This is a genomic window from Thalassospira tepidiphila MCCC 1A03514 (assembly GCF_001662875.1).
In the GTDB taxonomy this organism is placed as follows: Bacteria; Pseudomonadota; Alphaproteobacteria; order Rhodospirillales; family Thalassospiraceae; genus Thalassospira; species Thalassospira tepidiphila.
This window is the reverse complement of the sequence record NZ_JPVZ01000005.1, coordinates 216,756-235,667: the sequence shown is the minus strand read 5'-3', so window position 1 is coordinate 235,667 and position 18,912 is coordinate 216,756. Positions and strand designations below refer to the sequence as shown.

The 18,912-nt window shown below is 54.4% G+C and carries 19 protein-coding genes; 14 read left to right on the top strand and 5 right to left on the bottom strand.

What is annotated here, in order from left to right; translation table 11 throughout:
• Window positions 1–128: 128 nt before the first annotated feature.
• The 13 genes from TH4_RS13220 to TH4_RS13165 all read left to right on the top strand — a co-directional run bounded on the left by TH4_RS13220 (window position 129) and on the right by TH4_RS13165 (window position 12,385).
• Window positions 129–2,273, top strand: a complete 2,145-nt coding sequence (locus TH4_RS13220) for a RelA/SpoT family protein (protein WP_063089421.1) — start codon at window positions 129–131, stop codon at window positions 2,271–2,273.
• Window positions 2,274–2,452: 179 nt separating this feature from the next.
• On the top strand, window positions 2,453–3,115 hold the full coding sequence (locus TH4_RS13215; protein WP_231959728.1) for a DUF2062 domain-containing protein: 663 nt from the start codon (window positions 2,453–2,455) through the stop codon (window positions 3,113–3,115).
• Complete coding sequence (locus TH4_RS13210) at window positions 3,112–3,861, top strand: pyridoxine 5'-phosphate synthase (protein WP_064781458.1); 750 nt, start codon at window positions 3,112–3,114, stop codon at window positions 3,859–3,861. Before TH4_RS13215 ends, TH4_RS13210 begins: the two co-directional genes overlap by 4 nt.
• Entirely contained in the window at window positions 3,862–4,257 is a 396-nt protein-coding gene (gene acpS / locus TH4_RS13205) for a holo-ACP synthase (RefSeq protein WP_064781457.1), read from the top strand.
• Between the two features lie 25 nt (window positions 4,258–4,282).
• Window positions 4,283–5,029, top strand: coding sequence for a signal peptidase I (gene lepB, locus TH4_RS13200; protein WP_008891145.1), 747 nt, complete (start codon window positions 4,283–4,285; stop codon window positions 5,027–5,029).
• Window positions 5,029–5,712, top strand: a complete 684-nt coding sequence (gene rnc / locus TH4_RS13195; protein WP_008891144.1) for a ribonuclease III — start codon at window positions 5,029–5,031, stop codon at window positions 5,710–5,712. The genes lepB and rnc overlap by 1 nt, the downstream gene beginning before the upstream one ends.
• Complete coding sequence (gene era, locus TH4_RS13190; RefSeq protein ID WP_008891143.1) at window positions 5,705–6,643, top strand: GTPase Era; 939 nt, start codon at window positions 5,705–5,707, stop codon at window positions 6,641–6,643. Before rnc ends, era begins: the two co-directional genes overlap by 8 nt.
• A 49-nt stretch (window positions 6,644–6,692) precedes the next feature.
• On the top strand, window positions 6,693–6,923 hold the full coding sequence (locus TH4_RS13185) for a hypothetical protein (RefSeq protein ID WP_008891142.1): 231 nt from the start codon (window positions 6,693–6,695) through the stop codon (window positions 6,921–6,923).
• Entirely contained in the window at window positions 6,923–7,090 is a 168-nt protein-coding gene (locus TH4_RS20665; RefSeq protein WP_156518943.1) for a hypothetical protein, read from the top strand. Before TH4_RS13185 ends, TH4_RS20665 begins: the two co-directional genes overlap by 1 nt.
• A gap of 9 nt (window positions 7,091–7,099) precedes the next feature.
• Window positions 7,100–7,855, top strand: a complete 756-nt coding sequence (gene recO, locus TH4_RS13180) for a DNA repair protein RecO (protein WP_064781456.1) — start codon at window positions 7,100–7,102, stop codon at window positions 7,853–7,855.
• Window positions 7,856–7,985: 130 nt separating this feature from the next.
• Entirely contained in the window at window positions 7,986–10,229 is a 2,244-nt protein-coding gene (parC, locus tag TH4_RS13175; RefSeq protein WP_008891140.1) for a DNA topoisomerase IV subunit A, read from the top strand.
• Window positions 10,230–10,466: 237 nt separating this feature from the next.
• The gene (locus TH4_RS13170; RefSeq protein ID WP_064781455.1) at window positions 10,467–11,012 is read left to right on the top strand and encodes a TRAP transporter small permease subunit; all 546 of its coding nucleotides are present in this window, start codon (window positions 10,467–10,469) and stop codon (window positions 11,010–11,012) included.
• Window positions 11,012–12,385: a TRAP transporter large permease gene (locus TH4_RS13165; RefSeq protein WP_008891138.1), complete on the top strand. Its 1,374-nt coding sequence runs from the start codon at window positions 11,012–11,014 to the stop codon at window positions 12,383–12,385. Before TH4_RS13170 ends, TH4_RS13165 begins: the two co-directional genes overlap by 1 nt.
• Window positions 12,386–12,535: 150 nt before the next feature.
• Here TH4_RS13165 and TH4_RS13160 read toward each other — a convergent pair whose 3' ends face one another.
• From TH4_RS13160 to motA, 4 genes are all read right to left on the bottom strand, one after another.
• Entirely contained in the window at window positions 12,536–13,630 is a 1,095-nt protein-coding gene (locus TH4_RS13160; protein ID WP_008891137.1) for a TRAP transporter substrate-binding protein, read from the bottom strand.
• Between the two features lie 184 nt (window positions 13,631–13,814).
• Window positions 13,815–14,555 (bottom strand): arginyltransferase, encoded by a 741-nt coding sequence (locus tag TH4_RS13155; protein ID WP_064781454.1) that lies wholly within the window; start codon window positions 14,553–14,555, stop codon window positions 13,815–13,817.
• Window positions 14,556–14,674: 119 nt separating this feature from the next.
• Window positions 14,675–15,649: a flagellar motor protein MotB gene (locus TH4_RS13150; protein WP_064781453.1), complete on the bottom strand. Its 975-nt coding sequence runs from the start codon at window positions 15,647–15,649 to the stop codon at window positions 14,675–14,677.
• A gap of 40 nt (window positions 15,650–15,689) precedes the next feature.
• Window positions 15,690–16,544 carry a flagellar motor stator protein MotA gene (gene motA, locus TH4_RS13145; RefSeq protein ID WP_063089439.1) on the bottom strand — a complete coding sequence of 285 codons (855 nt, stop codon included), beginning with the start codon at window positions 16,542–16,544 and terminating at the stop codon, window positions 15,690–15,692.
• A 256-nt stretch (window positions 16,545–16,800) separates the two neighbouring features.
• Between motA and TH4_RS13140 the strand changes: the two genes are divergently transcribed.
• Window positions 16,801–17,283, top strand: coding sequence for a flavin reductase family protein (locus tag TH4_RS13140; RefSeq protein WP_064781452.1), 483 nt, complete (start codon window positions 16,801–16,803; stop codon window positions 17,281–17,283).
• A 91-nt stretch (window positions 17,284–17,374) separates the two neighbouring features.
• On the opposite strand, the gene TH4_RS13135 is transcribed toward TH4_RS13140, so the two are convergent.
• A complete protein-coding gene (locus TH4_RS13135; protein ID WP_064781451.1) occupies window positions 17,375–18,595 on the bottom strand; it encodes a threonine ammonia-lyase in 1,221 nt (406 codons plus the stop codon).
• Window positions 18,596–18,912: the final 317 nt, after the last annotated feature.

The following is an 18,912-nucleotide window of genomic DNA, read 5'->3' as shown; positions in this document are numbered from 1 at the left end:
TTGATCTGAACCTTTCCAAAAGAAGAGCCACGGTGTTTATCTTCCGTGGCTTTTTTTTGTCCAGATCGTACTATCTTATGAAAGGGGATGGATTATATCCCCTTGAGAAACTGCGGAGACGCCCCTGAATGATGCGGCAATACGAACTTGTTGAACGGGTTAAGGCATACGACCCCGATGCGTGCGAAACCACGCTGAACCGGGCCTATGTCTATGCGACCCAGAAGCACGGTTCGCAAAAGCGCGCATCCGGTGACCCGTATTTTTCCCATCCGATTGAAGTCGCAGGCATTCTGACCAATTACAAGCTTGATTGCGACACGATCATCACGGCCCTTCTGCACGACACCATCGAAGATACCGATGCGACGCCCGAAGAGATCACCAAGCTTTTCGGGACCAACATCATGAAGCTGGTCGATGGTGTGACCAAGCTGACCCAGATCGAGCTTAAATCAGCAGATTCCAAGCAGGCGGAAAACTTCCGCAAGTTGCTTTTGGCGATGTCCGAGGACATTCGCGTGTTGCTGGTCAAGCTTGCCGACCGACTGCACAACATGCGGACGTTGCATTATATCTCCAAGCCGGAAAAGCGCGTGCGGATCGCTGCTGAAACGCTTGAGATTTATGCCCCGCTTGCCGAGCGCATCGGTATGCATGACATCAAGGAAGAGCTTGAAGATCTGGCCTTCCAGCATATCAATCCCGAAGCACGTGATTCGATCCTTGCCCGTCTGGAATTCCTGCGCGAGAAGGATGACAACGTCGTCAGCCGGATTGTTTCCGAACTGACCGAAGTTATTTCGCGTCAGGGGCTTAAGGTCGACATTTACGGGCGCGAAAAGCGGCCCTATTCGATCTGGCAGAAGATGCAGCGCAAGAACATCACCTTTGGTGAGCTGTCTGACATCATGGCGTTTCGCGTGCTCGTCGATGACATGCCAAATTGCTACGAAGTGCTGGGCTATCTGCACGCCAATTACAAAGTGGTTCCGGGCCGGTTCAAGGATTATATCTCGACGCCCAAACCCAACGGATATCGTTCGATCCATACCACGGTGCTCGGCCCGGAAAATCACCGGATCGAGGTTCAGATCCGCACCCGCCAGATGCACGAGGTCAACGAAAACGGTGTGGCCGCGCACTGGGCCTATAAACAGGAAGCACCGACCGGACAGCAGAAGGAAGGGGTGCAGTATCGTTGGCTGCGTGACCTTCTTGATATTCTGGAACATGCGTCCGAACCGGAAGAATTCCTTGAACATACCAAGCTTGCGATGTTCCAGGATCAGGTGTTCTGCTTTAGCCCGAAGGGGGATGTGATCGCCCTTCCGGCGCGCGCGACCCCGGTCGATTTTGCCTATATGATCCATACCCACATCGGTGATACTTGCGTCGGGGCCAAGGTCAATGGGGCGATGGTGCCGTTGCGTACGGTGCTCAATAACGGTGATCAGGTCGAGATTGTCACTTCCAAGGCGCAGACGCCGAATCCGACTTGGGAACGGTTTGTTGTTACCGGCAAGGCCCGTGCACGAATTCGCCGCTTTATCCGCCAGCAGCAGGAAGACCAGTACAAGGACCTTGGCAAGGCGATCTTACAAAAGGCGTTCCGTCAGGAAGGCTATGACTATTCCGACAAGGCGCTGGAAGGGGTTCTTAAAATCTTCAAGCAGCCGTCGGTTGATGCGCTTTTGACCCTTGTCGGGGCCGGGCATCATACCGGGCGTGAAGTGGTTCATGCCGTGTTTCCGGGCACCAAGGACAAGGAAACGGCGCGCAAGGTTGTGCCACTTGATAAGGTGCGCGCCCGCAAACATGATCACGCCATCCCGATCAAGGGCCTTATTCCCGGTATGGCCGTGCATTATGCAGGGTGCTGCCACCCGTTGCCGGGGGATCGAATTGTCGGGATTGTTACAACCGGCAAGGGTGTGACGATCCATACGATTGACTGCGATACGCTTGAAACCTTTACCGAGCAGCCGGAACGTTGGCTTGATGTCGGGTGGGATAACGAGGGCGAACCGGAACACTTCATCGGTCGCCTTGGATTGACCGTCGGGCATGAGCAGGGGGCGCTCAGTTCAATCACCAGCGTGATTGCCAAGAACCATGGCAACATCACCAATCTGCGCTTTACCAATCGCACGACAGACTTCTTTGAAATGCTGATTGATATCGATGTGGTCGATGTCAAACACCTGACCAATATCATTGCCGCATTGCGTGCCACACCGGTGGTCAATGCCGTTGAACGCGCGCGCGGGTGACGGCGAACTGTAAACGCCTTCACCTTTTAGGCGAATTTGGCGCAAAAGCCTTGCCAATCGCGCAGTCAGCACTTACGCATATGCTTCAAGATTTTACAGCATTACGTGATTAGATCCAGAACTGACCCCGCATGTTTCGGCGCCGCAGCAAACCTTCATCCTTTCAGCGTGTACGCAACGTGGTATGGCCGCGCGGCGGATGGCGTCGTTCGTCACAGTATTTTGCCCATCGCGTCGCCCGTCTGCCCGGATCGCCCTATAGCATCGCATCGGGTTTTGCGATCGGGGCGGCGGTGTCTTTCACGCCGTTTATCGGGTTCCACTTTGTTATATCGACACTGCTGAGCCTTTTAACGCGCAGTAACGTGGTGGCATCCCTGTTGGGCACAGTGGTTGGCAATCCCTGGACGTTTCCGTTTATCTGGTTGTGGCTTTATACCTGCGGCAACTGGATCCTTGGCGCGCATTCGGCAAGTTCGACAGTGCATTTCGATATGGCGGTGCTGTGGGAATTTGTTGTCCTGGGCCTGAACTATGTTGGCGGCGGGCTTATTTTCGGCAACTGGGATGTCAGTGATCAGCAGGCACTGGGGCAACTCTGGGCCAGCATTGTTGATATCATCTGGCCGATGGTGGTTGGCTGTATTCCAACAACGATTGTTATCTGGATACTGTTTTATTTCCCGATCCGCCGTGCGGTCGTGATTTATCGCCATAACCGCATCTTGCGTCGGATGAAAAAGACCGAACGCCATGGCCTTGGCCCGATGCTTGAAAGTGCCAAGGAAAAGATCGGAACCGCCGCAAAGCACGCCACCAAAAAGCAGGATGAAACATCATGAATGCGAAGCTGCGCCTCGGGGTCAATATTGACCATGTTGCGACCATTCGAAACGCCCGCGGCGGCGATTTGCCCGACCCGGTGCGGGCAGCAGAGCTTGCAAAGGCGGCTGGTGCGGATGGTATCACCGCGCATTTGCGCGAAGACCGTCGCCATATCCGCGATGCGGATATGCAGCGCCTGCGCGAAGAAGTTGATTTGCCGCTGAATTTCGAGATGGCGGCAACCGATGAAATGCTGGCCATCGCAATTCAGACCAAGCCGCATGCGGTTTGCCTTGTGCCGGAAAAACGCGAAGAACGCACCACCGAAGGCGGGCTGGATGTAGCCGGTGGGCATAATCATCTTAAACGGTTTGTCTCGGACCTTGGTGATGCCGGCATTCGCGTTTCATTGTTTATCGAGGCATCCGAAGCACAGCTTGACGCGGCCAAAAGCCTTGGCGCGCCGGTGGTGGAAATCCATACCGGGGCCTATTGCGATGCGAAGGCCGACGAAGAACGTGCCCGCGAACTGGACCGTATCCGCCATGCTGTGCAATATGGGGCAGGGATCGGACTTGAAATTCATGCCGGTCACGGCTTGAATTTTGAAACCGTCAAGCCGATTGCCGCCATGCCGGAGATTGCCGAGCTTAATATCGGGCATTTCCTGATTGGTGAGGCGGTGTTTGTCGGGCTTGAAGCGGCGATTGCCGAAATGCGCCGTTTGATGGATGAAGCACGCACGCAGGCAGGTTATGCGTAAATGATCATTGGGATTGGCACAGATTTATGCGATATCCGTCGGATAGAGGCTACTCTTCAACGCCATGGTGAGCGTTTCATGAAGCGTGTCTTTACCGATATCGAGATTGCGCGTGCCAAACGCAAGCCGCACCGGACTGCCTCGTCGCTGGCCATGGCGTTTGCCGCCAAGGAAGCCTGTTCAAAGGCGCTTGGGACCGGTTTTCGTCGCGGTGTTTATCATAACACCATGGGTGTGGTACATCAGCCCAGCGGCAAGCCCGATATGGTTTTGATTGAAGGTGCGCAAGCACGACTTGAAGAATTGACCCCGGATGGGAAAACTGCCTCTGTGTATGTGACCCTGACGGACGAATATCCGATGGCCAATGCGGTCGTTGTGATTTCGGCAGATTGACAAAAATTGATTGGTTGAACACGGAATGGAAAAGCTTGTGCATAAGAAGAAAACGGGTGGTTTGCTCGACACCTTGAAGACCGTTTTCTGGGCCATTGTCATTGCACTTATGGTTCGGACCTTTGCTTTCGAACCGTTCAATATTCCGTCTGGCTCGATGATCCCGACCTTGCTGGTTGGTGATTACCTGTTTGTGTCGAAATTCTCTTATGGGTATTCGAAGCACAGCATGCCGTTCAGCCTGCCGATCATTCCGGGCCGTGTGTTTGAAAGCGAGCCGGAACGTGGCGATGTGGTTGTCTTCAAACTGCCGTCTGATACCTCGCAGGATTATATCAAGCGTGTGATTGGCCTGCCGGGCGATACGGTTCAGGTCAAGGAAGGCCGCCTTTACATCAACAACAAGATGATCGAGCGCGAGCGTATCGAGGATTACATTCTGACCGATGGTGGCGGGCGATCGGCCGCAGTTCCGCAATATATCGAAACCCTGCCAAATGGCCGTGTGCATCGCATTCTTGAGATGTTTGGCGATCAAGGACCCAGCGACAACACCGAAGCTTTCACCGTACCGGAAGGTCATTTCTTCATGATGGGTGATAACCGCGACAATTCGGCAGACAGCCGTGCCTTCCCGTCGCGCTTCCGGTTCGTTCCGATTGAAAACCTGGTCGGGCGTGCTGAATTCCTGTTCTATTCCAAGGACAGCTCTCAGCCGGTGTATGACCTTGGCAGCATCCGCTTTGATCGCCTGTTCCAGGGGGTTAACTGATGAGCGACGGCCTGCCGGTGATCGCCGAGATTGATCACGGTTTTTCCGATCCAGATCTTTTACGTGTGGCACTGACCCATCGTAGTGCCGCCAAGGGCAAGGATATGCTAAGCGGCGGCAACGAGCGCCTTGAGTTCCTTGGCGACCGTGTGCTGGGTCTTGTCGTGGCGGAGATGCTTTATACCCGGTTCGGGCGCGAGCGCGAAGGTGCCATGGCCAAACGGTTTGTTGCACTGGTGCGCCGCGAGACTTTGGCGCGCGTGGCAGAACAGATCAAACTGGGTGAACACATCCAGATGGCCAAGGGTGAACGCGCAGCAGGGGCGGATACTAATCCGGCGATTTTATCTGATTGCATGGAGGCGGTGATTGCCGCACTCTATCTTGATGGTGGTCTTGAACCGGCACGGCGTTTCATTGAAAAGCTTTGGACGCCGCTTTTGGATGAAGCCAACAAGCCGCCGCAGGATGCCAAAACGCAATTGCAGGAATGGCTGCAAGGGCGGGGCAAGCCGTTACCGAAATACGAGATGGTCGGGCGTGAAGGCCCGGCCCACGCGCCGTTATTTACCATCGAACTGACGACCGGCGACGGTGACAGTGTCAGTGCCGAAGGCAAATCGAAACGCGAAGCGGAACAACTCGCCGCAAAATTGATGTTGGATAAACTTAGTGATGAATGAGGTTCCCACACCGGTGGCCGAAGACAGATTACCTTATCAGCAACGTTGTGGCTTTGTGGCCCTCGTTGGTGCGCCGAATGCTGGCAAATCGACACTTTTGAACCAGTTGGTTGGTACGAAAGTGTCCATCGTCTCGCCGAAGGTCCAGACGACACGAACGCGCGTGCGCGGTATCGTCATGACCGAAGACGCGCAGATTGTTTTCATTGATACGCCGGGCATCTTTGCACCCAAACGCCGTCTTGACCGTGCGATGGTCAAGGCCGCCTGGAATGGGGCAGATGACGCTGACCTTGTTGTTCTGGTGATTGATGCCGGAAGCGGCATCACGGACGAAGACCTGGCCATCATCAAGACGCTTAAGGAACAGAACCGCAAGGCGATCCTGGCGTTGAACAAGGTCGACAAGGTATCGGACAAGGAAAAGCTTCTGCGTCTGTCGCAGGACCTGTTTGCCCACGAAGTCTTTACCGACGTCTTCATGATTTCGGCCAAAAAGGGTGCGGGTACGCAGGATCTGGTGAATTTCCTTGCCGCCAAGATGCCCGATGGCCCTTGGATGTTCCCGGAAGACGATGTTTCGGATATGCCGCTGCGACTGCTTGCGGCTGAAATTACTCGTGAAAAGCTTTATTACCAGCTTCAGCAGGAACTTCCTTATTCGGCAACGGTCGAGACCGAGCTTTGGGAAGAGCGCAAGGATGGATCGGTCAAGCTTGAACAGACCATTTTTGTCGAGCGTGAAGGCCAGAAGGCGATCATCCTTGGCAAGGGTGGTAAACGTATCAAGGCGCTTGGCAGTGATGCCCGCAAGGAACTTGAAGCCATTTTCGAACGCCGGGTACATTTGTTCCTGTTTGTGAAGGTGCGTGAAAACTGGGGTGATGATCCCAACCGCTTTGCCATGTGGGGTCTTGATCACAACGCCTGATCGCGTTGCCTGGTCCCATGCCGAGTGACCACAAATAGCCGGGTAAGTAATGGAAATCGGATCCGTCTGGGGAATTGTCATGATCATTGTTGGCGCTGCCGCCGCAATGATTGTTGCGCGCGTCGCCAGACGTCCGTTCCGCAACCGCAATTCCAGTGCGTCTGTGCAACGTGAAAAATCGTTCCTGCACAAACCGCTTAACCTGATTGCACTTCTGATTGCGATCGCCGTCTTTGTGCTGGGCCTTTTCTGGCGCATGACGGGTGGAGGCCCGACCTAATGCGTAATGACTCATCTGATCCGCTGTCTGATGCCATCGAAGAAATCCCGAACCGCCCGATACTGCGCAAGGTTGTGTTCGGTTTGGCGTTGTTTAGTCTTGCGTCCTGCCTGCTCGGGTTCTTCTTCCTTGTCACCCGCCTCATTGTACCTAGTGGCTTTTTCTAAGGTACGCGGATGGATTGGCGGGATGACGGTATCGTTCTTTCGACACGCAAGCTGGGTGAAAATTCAGTCCGTCTTTCTGTCCTGACCCGTGATTATGGCCGCCATGCCGGTCTGGTGCGCGGCGCGACCAGCAAATCCATGCGTGGCACCCTTGAACCCGGCAATGAAATCAGGGTGGGGTGGTCTGCGCGGTTGGCCGAGCATCTTGGGCAATTTCGCTGTGAATTGACCGGCGCGCATGCCGCAGATCTTTTGTTGCATGCTGGCCCCTTGATGGCGATGAGTTCGGCCTGTGCGATGTTGGACGCGACGCTTCCGGAACGCGAAGCCCATCCGGATCTTTATCGCGGGACCGTCGCGTTGATTTCGGCACTCAAGTCCGAGCAATGGTTGCCTGCCTATATCCGTTGGGAAGTCGGGTTACTGGAAGAGCTCGGTTACGGCTTGGCACTGGATCGATGTGCCGCGACCAACGAGACTGAAAACCTTGCCTTTGTATCCCCCAAAAGCGGCCGCGCCGTTGGTGAGGCATCAGGGCAGGCGTATCGCGACCGCATGTTGCCATTGCCAGCCTTTCTTGCTTCTGGGCGGGCGTCTCAATCGCGCAAGGAAATGTCTTTATTGGAACAGTTGCGCGATGGTCTGAAACTGACCGGTTTCTTCATTCACCGCGATATTTTCGAGGCAAAAGGTATCAAACCTGTTGCTGCGCGCGACCGTCTTGTCAGCCATGTCTGGCGCACGGATATCGGAGCAGAAAAATAAATTAGGCAATTTGCGCGCCATATGTTGACCAAGACCATGCCCGGCGTAGTATGTTGCCAATAACGTAAGGTGTTCGGTTCCGAACGCACTTGCACATGTCCATTTTGACAAGCAACAAGAAAAATCGTTCATGAGCACCAAGACTTCCGATCCGGCCAGTGCCGGACAAATCCGGGAAACCCGGCTTGCAGACGCGCTGAGCGAACGATATCTCGCCTATGCGATGTCGACAATCATGTCGCGTTCCCTGCCTGATGTGCGTGATGGCCTTAAGCCAGTGCATCGTCGTCTTCTTTACGCCATGCGTCAGCTTAAACTGAACCCGGAACAGGGGTTCAAGAAATGTGCGCGTGTTGTCGGTGACGTGATCGGTAAATATCACCCGCATGGTGATCAGTCGGTCTATGACGCGCTGGTACGTCTGGCACAGGATTTTGCGGTTCGTTATCCGCTTGTTGATGGTCAGGGCAACTTCGGCAACATTGACGGCGATAATGCTGCGGCAATGCGTTACACCGAGGCCCGCATGACAGCGGTTGCCGCGGCGTTGATGGATGGCCTTGACGAAGATGCTGTTGATTTTCGCCCGACCTATGACGGCGAGGAAAAAGAACCGGTTGTGATGCCGGCTGCTTTCCCGAACCTTTTGGCCAACGGGGCCTCGGGCATTGCTGTGGGTATGGCGACCAACATTCCGCCGCACAATGCCGGTGAACTGTGCACGGCCCTGATCAAACTGATTGATGATCCGGAAACTTCGATTGCGCAGCTTGTGCGTTGTGTGCCGGGTCCGGATTTCCCGACCGGTGGTGTTCTGGTCGAGCCGCGTGAAAACATTCTGGAAGCCTATGCGACCGGGCGTGGATCATTCCGCCTGCGTGCGAAATGGGAAGTCGAAAAGCTTAGCCACGGTCTTTACCAGGTCGTGATTACCGAAATTCCCTATCAGGTTCAGAAAGCCAAGCTGGTTGAACGTATCGCCGATCTGATGGTGGCAAAGAAATTGCCGCTTTTGAACGATGTGCGTGATGAGTCGACTGATATCATTCGTCTGGTTCTGGAGCCGCGCACCCGCGCGGTTGAACCGGAACACCTGATGGAGATGCTGTTCAAGAATACCGAACTGGAAATCCGGTTTGGCTTGAACATGAACGTTCTGGATGGTGACAATACGCCACGTGTGATGAACCTGCGCGAAGTTCTGCGCGCATTCCTGGCGCATCGTCAGGACGTTCTGATCCGTCGTTCCAACCATCGCTTGGCCAAGATCAATCACCGTCTTGAGGTGTTGGAAGGCTATCTTGTTGCCTATCTGAACCTTGATGAAGTGATCCGGATCATCCGTTATGAGGATGAGCCGAAAAACGCGTTGATGAAGGCGTTTGACCTGACCGAAGTGCAGGCCGATGCGATCCTTAACATGCGTCTGCGGTCTTTGCGCAAGCTCGAAGAGATGGAAATCAAGAACGAGCATGCCAAACTGACCGAGGAAAAGCAGGGTCTTGAAGCGCTGCTGGCCAGCGAGAGCCTGCGTTGGGAGAAAATCCGCGACGAGATCGAGGTGATGCGTGAAAACTTTGGCAAGAAGACTGCCATTGGCAAACGCCGCACCGAGATTGGTGATGCACCGGAAGAAATCGAAGTTCCGCTGGAAGCATTGATCGAACGTGAACCGATTACGGTGATCTGTTCGAAAATGGGTTGGGTGCGTGCGCTTAAGGGCCATGTTGCTGATATCAGCGACCTGAAGTTCAAGGATGGTGACGAGCATCGCTTTGCGCTGAAGGCATTTACCACTGACAAGCTTCTGATCCTGTCGACGGCCGGGCGTTGTTACACCATGTCGTGTGACAAACTGCCGGGCGGGCGTGGTCATGGGGAGCCGATCCGTCTTTCCATCGATCTGCCGCAGGAACATGACATTGTTTCGATGGTGGTGCACAAGGAAGGCCGTAACCTTCTGGTGGCAAGTTCCGGTGGACGTGGCTTCCTGGTGGCCGAGAAAGAAGTGGTTGCGCAGACCAAAAACGGCAAACAGGTGCTTAACCTTGGAACTGGTGAAGTTGCCAAGATCTTCCTGCCGGTTGAGCAAGACCATGTTGCCGTTCTGGGCGATAACCGCAAATTGCTGATTTATCCGGTTTCGGAAATTCCGGAAATGACGCGTGGCCGCGGTGTGATCTTGCAGAAATATCGCCAAGGCGGGCTTTCCGACCTTATCCTGTTTAACCTTGAAGAAGGTCTCAGCTGGACCATGGGTGGCAGCGAAGGTCGTACCCGGACTGTGACCGAGCTGGCCGAATGGATTGGCAAACGGGCGGGGGCAGGGCGCCTGCCGCCAAATGGCTTCCCGCGGTCCAACAAGTTTGAATAATGGGTGTTAAAACGCCTTGATAAAAGCCGGATGGTGCCAAGCCATCCGGCTTTTTCTTTGCCTGAATGACGAAAATTGATGCACTGCATGTGATTTGTTGCATTTCCCGGCAGAAATGGCCGAAATTCGGTGCAAAAGATATAGCGTTTTCGGTGGTTAATCTGTAACTTCCCAACCTGTTTAACAGGAAGCCCGCAATTTTCCTGTGAGATTCAAAAAAGGGCTTGGGAGTGAAAAGTGAGATTTCTGGGAAATTTCGTCCGCGCCGTCGACAGTCTTAATGACTGGATCGGACGCGGAGTAGCCTGGCTGGTGATCCCCATGGTGGTGATCACGTTTTTGGTGGCAACGTTGCGTTATGGCTTTGCGGTCGGCTGGGTATCGATGCAGGAAAGCTATATGTGGCTTTACGGCATCATGTTCATGGTCGGCGCGGGTTACACGCTGCTGCATGGGGGGCATGTGCGTGTTGACGTTTTCTATCGTCCGGCATCGGCGCGCTACAAGGCATGGGTAGACCTTTTTGGTTCCCTGTTCCTGCTTGCGCCAGTGGTTATCATGATCCTGATGTACAGCTATCCTTACGTTGTCACGAGCTGGCACCGTCTGGAAGGATCGCATGAAACCGGCGGGCTTCCGGGACTGTTCCTGTATAAGTCTGTGATTTTGGTCTTTGGTGTCCTGATGCTGCTGCAGGGGCTGTCTTTGGCAGCGCGCAGTGTTCTGGTCCTGACCGGTCACAAAGAATTTGAAATCAAAGAAGAAGAGCACGAGGGCGTCTGATGACGGGGGAAATTCTTAGCCTGGTGATGTTCGCCGTAGCTTGCGGCGTGCTTCTTCTTGGTTTTCCGGTTGCTTTCTCACTTGCGGGCACCGGTCTTGCTTTTGCGCTTATTGGCAACGCCATGGGCACATTCGATATGCCGCTTCTGGGCTCTTTGCCGTCACGCTATTTCGGTGTGATGACCAACGAGCTTTATGTTGCGATCCCGTTGTTCGTGTTCATGGGCGTGATGCTTGAACGCGCACGGATCGCCGAGAAGCTTCTGACCACCATGGGCATGCTGTTTGGCACCATGCGTGGCGGTCTTGGTATTTCGGTCGTGATCGTCGGCATGTTGCTGGCGGCATCCACCGGTATTGTCGGTGCGACGGTTGTGACCATGGGCTTGCTCAGCCTGCCGGCGATGCAGAAGGCCGGTTATGACCCGAAACTGTCGACCGGTGTGATCTGTGCATCGGGTACGCTGGGTCAGATCATTCCGCCGTCGATCGTTCTGGTTCTGCTGGGTGATATCCTGCAGGGGGCCTATGCCGAAGCACAGCGTGCGCTGGGCAACTGGGCACCGGAACCGATTTCGGTGATGGATCTGTTTGCCGGTGCCTTCATTCCGGGAATTATGCTGGTTGGGCTTTATATCGGCTGGATCATCATCAAATCCCTGATTGATCCGGAATCAGCACCCGCACTTGTCGAAGGCAAACGCCCGGCAGGCCTTTGGGGTGAAGTGCTGCGCGCATTGCTGCCACCGGCATTGCTGATCGTGGCGGTTCTGGGCTCAATCCTGACCGGGATTGCAACGCCGACGGAATCCGCGGCATTCGGCTCGGTCGGTGCGACCATTCTGGCTGCGTTCTATCGCCGTCTTGATATGCCTGTGCTGCGCCATGTGGTGCGCCAGACGGTTCAGGTCAGCGCGATGGTGTTTGTCATCCTTCTGGGTGCGTCGGTGTTCTCGCTGGTGTTCCGTGGTCTGGGTGGTGATCATCTGGTCGAAGAACTGCTGCACAACCTTCCGGGTGGTGTGTTCAGTGCGATGCTGGTCGTGATGTTGCTGATGTTCGTCATGGGCTTCTTCCTTGACTTCATCGAGATCGTGTTTGTTGTGATCCCGATTGTCGGCCCGATTTTGCTTAAGCTTGACGTCGATCCGGTCTGGCTGGGTGTGATGATTGCAATCAACCTTCAGACCAGCTTCCTGACACCGCCATTCGGCTTTGCGCTGTTCTATCTGCGCGGTGTGGCCCCGGCGGCGATCAAGACGTGGGATATCTATCGCGGGATTGTACCGTTCGTGGTTATCCAGATGCTTGGTCTGTGCCTTGTGGCTGCCTTCCCGTGGTTGGCAACCTGGCTTCCGAGCGTTCTGTTCTAAGAACGACAGCGACATATCATCAAAGAAAAAGGCACCCGTTATGGGTGCCTTTTTTGTATCGGTGACCGGCTCTGATAAGTTTGGAGCAAGCCACCAAATAAAAAGGGCTGGCAAATGCCAGCCCTTTGTCGTTTTCCGAATGCGGAGAACTTAGTATTTGAACGGCAGGACACGTGCCTGTGCGAATGCCGCTTCCGAGAATTTCGACCATGCGATCGACTGGGTACGGAAGGCGATAAGGCTTTCGAACACTTCCTGTGACAGCGGGTTCGACGAAACCAGGTCACGCAGAACTTCGCCCGACAGTTTGCCAAGGCCGGTCAGAATGTCGTCAGAGAACGGACGAACATCAACGCCGTGCTTGTTACGCAGGGTGTCGAGTGCTTGAACGTTACGCGCGGTGAATTCGGACAGAACCATCTGGTTCACGGCGCGGTTTGCCTGCTCGACAATGGCTTTGAGATCATCCGGGAGTGCATTCCATGCATCCAGGTTGATGAAGTTGTCGAGAACGGTCGCCGGCTCGTGCCAGCCCGGATAGTAGTAGTATTTGGCCGACTTATAGAGACCAAAGGCCAGATCGTTGTACGGACCAACCCATTCGGTTGCGTCAATCGCACCCGACTGCAGAGCAGGCGGAATTTCGCCACCCGGAAGGTTCACAACGTTGGCACCAGCAGCTTTGACAACTTCGCCACCAAGGCCCGGAATACGCATTTTCAGACCTTTATAGTCGTCAATGGTGTTCATTTCCTTGTTGAACCAGCCGCCCATCTGCGTGCCGGTGTTGCCCGACGGGAAGAACTTACAGTTCAGTTCCGCATAGACCTTATCAGCCAGTTCCTGACCGCCCCCCCACTGGAACCACGCATTCTGTTCCTGTGCGTTCAGACCGAACGGCATTGCTGCGATATACTGGGTCGCGTCGACTTTGCCTTTCCAGTAGTAAGGCGCGCCGTGGCCCATTTCGACGGTGCCGTTGCCAACAGCGTCGATGGCTTCGAATGCCGGAACAATTTCACCTGCGCCAAAAACGGTAACTTTCAGGCGACCTTCGGATGCCTTGGTGATGTATTCAGCAAGAAGGTTTGCGCCGGTGCCAAGGCCCGGAAAGTTTTTCGGCCAGGTGGTGACCATCCGCCATTCGCGGACGTCCTGGGCAATTGCCGGTTTGGCGAAAGTTGACGCGGCAGCAGCAGTCGCACCTGCTACGGCAGCGCCGGAAAGAAATTGGCGACGTTTCATTGGTTACAACCTCCCAAAGATGCAAGCTCATGATTTATCTGTAAAAGCTGGATGATCAGCTTTGAGACGAAGCTTATATGCGTCTTTACGGGCAGGCAACCGAGGATCGAGTTGTTGTATGGTACTTTAGTCTAATTGGGGAAAGTGGTTCGCGCAATTGGTGCGGAACGCGAACTTTTACAGCTTAGTCCGCGTCGCTATCGGCGTCTTCCATCGAGACCCACTGACCATCGCGGAAGCCTTCAAGGGGCTGGAACCGCATCTTATAAGACATCTTGCGGCAATCGCTGATCCAGTAGCCAAGATAGACGTGCGGAAGAGTTAGCATTCTGGCTTCGTCGATCAGATCAAGCACGATGTAAGTACCCAGTCCGCGACGGTCTTCTTCCGGGTCAAAGAAGCTGTAAACAGCAGACAGTCCATCGGCCAGAATATCAACCAGCGCCACAGCAATCAGGCTGTCATCATCCCGGCGATACTCGAAGATCGAGGTTTCCACAGTGCTGTCTTCGATCATTGCGCGGTAATCACGGGCATCCATGCGCGCCATGTCACCATTGCCATGTCGGGCATCCTGATAGGTGCTAAACAGCTGATATTGTTCTTGGGTCGCGGACGGTGGCATTACCTTGCGGACAAGATCGTTGTTTCTGTTCTTGATGCGGCGGAAGGACCGGCTGGGTTCGAACCCGTCGCAGCGGACGCGAACCGGAACACAGGCATTGCAATCACTGCAGGCCGGCAGATAGGCGATGGAGTGGCTGCGGCGAAAGCCTGCACGCGACAAAAGATCATGGACGTTGTTGGCTTCGGGCCCGCGCAATTCCGTGACCAGTTTACGTTCGAACCGGCCGGGCAGGTATGGGCACGGCATCGGTGCAGTCATAAAATAGTGCTGGGTCAAGCGCCGCTGATTAACTGTCATTTGATCCGATCAGTCCCGGTCACATCAAAGAGAACTATTCTATGAGATTAGGTGTTGTTTATGACAGTTTAAAGGCCTGACGGTCAAAAGGGCACCGATTTCTGTTGCCAGATTTCAAATCACCGTTGTGACGGAACCGAGAAGGTCGGGCGGCGCTGGTTTTCACCCTGTGCCGGTTGTTGGGCAGGCGATGGTGCCGGGCCAGCGGGTGCTGCACCTGTCGGTGCAGTTTGTCCGTTTTGGCCAGCTTCGCCGGTGCCTTCAAGCGCGGAACGTTCGCCAGTACCACGCAGCAAGGTGATGCTGATGCGGCGGTTGCTTTCATTTTCCGGTGCCTCGGGCAGGAGCGGGTCGGTATCCGACAGACCGGCAACCTTGGCAAAGCGTCCGGTTTCAAGCCCCATGTCTTCAAGCGCACGACGGGTTGCCAGCGCACGATCGGCGGACAGTTCCCAGTTGGAATAGCCATCTGTCCGGTTGAACGGCACGGCATCGGTATGGCCTTCGATCGAGACATCCTGTGGCATGTTTTCAATCACGCCCGCGACCTGTTGCAGCAGAAGGCGGGTATGATCGGCCATGGCGGCACTGCCACTCGGGAACATGGCGGTGCCGTCTTCGTCAAGGATCTGGATGCGAAGCCCTTCATCGGTATTTTCGATACGGATGTTCTTTTCAAGGCCCTGAAGTTCCTCATTGGCTTCGATTGCCTTAAGGAGTTCTTCCTGGGCCTCGTTGAATTCCTGTTCTTCCATCTGGGCAACGCGGATGGCTTCGCGTTCTTCCGGCGTTTCGACCGGCGGGATTTCCATGCTGATGGAGGGTGATCCGAATTCTGAACGCAGCGCACCTTCTTCGGCCAGGCTGGTACCGCCCAGCAAACCACCAGAACCCGATTCATTTTGCGAGATGGTCTCGGGCGTGAAATACATCGACACGCCTTGCAGCTGTTCCTCGGTCGCGCTGGAAAGCAGCCACAGCAACAGGAAGAATGCCATCATCGCCGTCACAAAGTCGGCATAGGCAACTTTCCAGGCACCACCATGATGCCCGTGCCCACCTTTTTTGATCTTTTTTATGACGATATCGGGCATTTGCTGCGTTGTCCTCTAAACCAGATCTTTTATCGCAAAATCAAGCCGTGGGCGCGTCTTGCAGCGCTTCGTCAAGCTCTTTGAAGCTGGGTCGAAGATTATGCGGGAGGGTTTTACGTGCGAACTCCACCGAGACCTGCGGGGCATATCCCTGCATGTGACCAACCAGGGCGGCTTTGATGCAGCTATAATATTTGCCGTCTGCGTCCACTGTGTTTTTGATGATCGATGCGGTCGGGCCGACAAAGCCATAGGCACCCAAAATACCAAGGAAGGTACCGACAAGGGCCGCCGCAATCAGGCCACCAAGAATTTCGGGCGGTTCTGTCACCGAGCTCATGGTGACGATAACGCCAAGAACAGCGGCAACAATGCCAAGTGCCGGAAGGCCGTCACCAGCCGTTTGCACAGCAGACGCAACTGCGTGTTCTTCTTCGTGATGGGTTTCAAGTTCCTGATCCATCACGGCTTCAAGTTCATAGGCGTTGGTCGTGCCAAGGGTAAGCAGGCGCAGATAGTCACACATGAATTCCATCGCATGATGATCTTTCATCAGCATCGGGAAACTGGAAAACAGACTGGAGCTTTCCGGGTTTTCAACGTGGCTTTCAAGCGCAAGATCGCCTTTGGATTTCGCAAGGCGGAAAATCGCATAAAGGCAGATTAGAAGTTCCAGATAGGCGGCCTTTTTCTTTGGGCCTTTCATGGCGCGAATGGTGTAGGTGAAGGATTTCTTCACGATGCCAAGCGGGTTGGCAGTCAAATAGGCACCAAACGCAGCCCCGAAAATGATCAGAACTTCAAGCGGTTGCACAAGAATGCCAAAGTCGCCATGCGGCAGATAGCCACCCAAGACAGAGCCGACTACGACGATATAACCAATGATCAAGAACATTCTTTTTTCTTCTCCGCTACCCCAAGCCAGATACCTGAACGATCAACCCCGAGTTCATCGAAACATCTGCCTTCTGCGGCAGTGCAGAACGTGTTTCTGATATCTATATGCTCTTATTAAGTTTTAATCTTATTAACATCGCGTTTAAATTAGCTGCGAGTTAGGTTTGACAGCGCGGTGAATAGACGCCATTTTCCCCAAGCTCCATTCGGGACGCGTCACCCATCCATATTGGTATACGAGAGCTTCCTTCAATATGTCTTTCTCTGCGCGCGATTTTCGCGATTGCCTTGGTCAATTCACAACCGGCGTTGCCGTTGTAACCACCCGCGCCCAAGACGGTGCAAAAGCGGGCATTACCATCAACAGCTTTGCCTCGGTGTCGCTTGATCCAGCGCTGGTTTTGTTTTCGGTTGATCACCGTGCGGCGACTCACGCGCTGTTCACGGGGGATGCCAAACGATTTTGCATCAATATCCTGAGCCAAAGCCAAAAGCAGGTGTCCGAGCTGTTTTCAGCCCCCGGGCAGGATGGTTGGGACAAGGTTGCATATGAAGATGACAGCCTTGGCATGCCGCGCCTTAAAGGCAGTGTTGCGGCGCTGACCTGCGAACGTCACGCCCTTCATGAAGGCGGTGATCACAGCATCATCGTTGGTCATGTTCAGGAACTGGTGATGGGCGAAACCGGTGCGCCGTTGCTGTATTATGGTGGGCGGTATCGCACGCTGGGTGACTGATTTTGTTGTTTGCCATGTGATGTAGTTCACACAAGAAAAGGGCCGTGGTGAAATACCAACGGCCCTTTGTCGTTTTTAGATGCAGGGGTTCCTAGTCAAGCGACGTGTTGCCAAGCAGTCGACCACCGAATCCTTCCTTGATCAGGCGGTCGATCACCTGTTGCCCATGCTGGGTGTCGCGCACTTCAAGCACCATGTCGACATCGGTCTGTTTGGCCGGCACATCATAGAAGTGGCGCTGGTGATAGACTTCAATGATGTTGGCGTCTTCTTCGCCAATCAAGGCACTGATCGTTGAAAGTGCGCCCGGCACATCCGGAATTTCGATCCGGACACGAACAAGGCGGCCTTCACGGGCCATGCCACGCATCAGAACTTGGGCCAGCAGGCGGGTATCAATGTTGCCGCCGCTAATGATCAGGCAGACTTTCTTGCCCTTGAAGCGATCCGGGTGATCAAGCAGGGCGGCAAGCGGAGCGGCACCGGCACCTTCGACAACGCTTTTTTCGATCTCGATCATCATCTGGATGGAGCGTTCGATCGAGCTTTCTTCGACCAGAACGACGTCATCGAGCTTTTCCTTGCAGATTTCAAGCGTCAGGCCGCCGGGCTGTTTGACAGCAATGCCTTCGGCAATGGTGACGCCACCGCCGGTGAATTCCTTGCCGTGTATGCCTTCATACATGGACGGGTAAAGCTTGGTCTCAACCCCGATCACTTCGATGTCGGGGCGGCGCGATTTGATTGCGGTGACAACGCCCGATGCCAGACCACCACCGCCAATTGGCACGACAACCGTGTCGATGTCTTTGTTTTCATCAAGGATTTCGAGCCCGACCGTGCCCTGGCCTGCGATGATATGCGGATCATCAAACGGATGGACGAAGGTCAGACCGCGTTCTTGCTGGATGCGGCCGGCGGCCTCAAGGCTTTCGGCAAAGACGTTGCCGGTCAGAACAACTTCGGCACCATGAGAGCGCGTGTGGTGAACCTTGGTGTAGGGGGTGTTTTTGGGCATCACGATGGTGGCGGGAATACCAAGTCGTTTGGCGTTATACGCCACGCCTTGTGCGTGGTTGCCAGCCGATACGGCGATAACACCTTTTTCGCGTTCTTCCGGAGTCAGGCTTGCCAGTTTGACATAGGCGCCACGTTCCTTGAACGACGCGGTATATTGCTGATTTTCAAGTTTCAGATAAACATCCGCCTGGCAAATGTTTGAAAGCGTTAATGATTTTACCAGTGGTGTTTTCGCAACAATGCCTTCGAGCAAGCCCGAGGCGCGAACAATATCGTGATAGGAAACAGTCATGATTTCCGTACTCCTGCGGCCATCCGCAATCTGATGCGATGGCTATAGTAATATTTTATGGCGTGAATAGCGGTATTAAACCGGTCCTGTCATCCGCAGATGACAGGGATCACATTCGCAGGTCGGAAATACCCATAATCATGGCGATCACACCGGCACAAAGAGGCGGGCAAGAGTGTGATGCGAGGATGTCAGTAGCTGCAGACATAGCCATGTACTTTCCGGGTTTCGATGTGTTTGAGAAAGGCACCTTTGCGGATTGCGCGCGCAAGGTCAAGCATCGGAAAAGAAAAACCGGGTTGCGTCACGTGCAACCC

What these genes read in the sequence shown, in the direction of transcription:
- TH4_RS13220 (WP_063089421.1), top strand. Translation starts at nt 129, where the DNA reads ATGATGCGGCAATACGAACTTGTTGAACGGGTTAAGGCATACGACCCC.
- TH4_RS13210 (WP_064781458.1), top strand. Translation starts at nt 3,112, where the DNA reads ATGAATGCGAAGCTGCGCCTCGGGGTCAATATTGACCATGTTGCGACC.
- acpS (WP_064781457.1), top strand. Translation starts at nt 3,862, where the DNA reads ATGATCATTGGGATTGGCACAGATTTATGCGATATCCGTCGGATAGAG.
- lepB (WP_008891145.1), top strand. Translation starts at nt 4,283, where the DNA reads ATGGAAAAGCTTGTGCATAAGAAGAAAACGGGTGGTTTGCTCGACACC.
- rnc (WP_008891144.1), top strand. Translation starts at nt 5,029, where the DNA reads ATGAGCGACGGCCTGCCGGTGATCGCCGAGATTGATCACGGTTTTTCC.
- era (WP_008891143.1), top strand. Translation starts at nt 5,705, where the DNA reads ATGAATGAGGTTCCCACACCGGTGGCCGAAGACAGATTACCTTATCAG.
- TH4_RS13185 (WP_008891142.1), top strand. Translation starts at nt 6,693, where the DNA reads ATGGAAATCGGATCCGTCTGGGGAATTGTCATGATCATTGTTGGCGCT.
- TH4_RS20665 (WP_156518943.1), top strand. Translation starts at nt 6,923, where the DNA reads ATGCGTAATGACTCATCTGATCCGCTGTCTGATGCCATCGAAGAAATC.
- recO (WP_064781456.1), top strand. Translation starts at nt 7,100, where the DNA reads ATGGATTGGCGGGATGACGGTATCGTTCTTTCGACACGCAAGCTGGGT.
- parC (WP_008891140.1), top strand. Translation starts at nt 7,986, where the DNA reads ATGAGCACCAAGACTTCCGATCCGGCCAGTGCCGGACAAATCCGGGAA.
- TH4_RS13165 (WP_008891138.1), top strand. Translation starts at nt 11,012, where the DNA reads ATGACGGGGGAAATTCTTAGCCTGGTGATGTTCGCCGTAGCTTGCGGC.
- TH4_RS13160 (WP_008891137.1), bottom strand. Translation starts at nt 13,630, where the DNA reads ATGAAACGTCGCCAATTTCTTTCCGGCGCTGCCGTAGCAGGTGCGACT.
- TH4_RS13155 (WP_064781454.1), bottom strand. Translation starts at nt 14,555, where the DNA reads ATGACAGTTAATCAGCGGCGCTTGACCCAGCACTATTTTATGACTGCA.
- TH4_RS13150 (WP_064781453.1), bottom strand. Translation starts at nt 15,649, where the DNA reads ATGCCCGATATCGTCATAAAAAAGATCAAAAAAGGTGGGCACGGGCAT.
- motA (WP_063089439.1), bottom strand. Translation starts at nt 16,544, where the DNA reads ATGTTCTTGATCATTGGTTATATCGTCGTAGTCGGCTCTGTCTTGGGT.
- TH4_RS13140 (WP_064781452.1), top strand. Translation starts at nt 16,801, where the DNA reads ATGTCTTTCTCTGCGCGCGATTTTCGCGATTGCCTTGGTCAATTCACA.
- TH4_RS13135 (WP_064781451.1), bottom strand. Translation starts at nt 18,595, where the DNA reads ATGACTGTTTCCTATCACGATATTGTTCGCGCCTCGGGCTTGCTCGAA.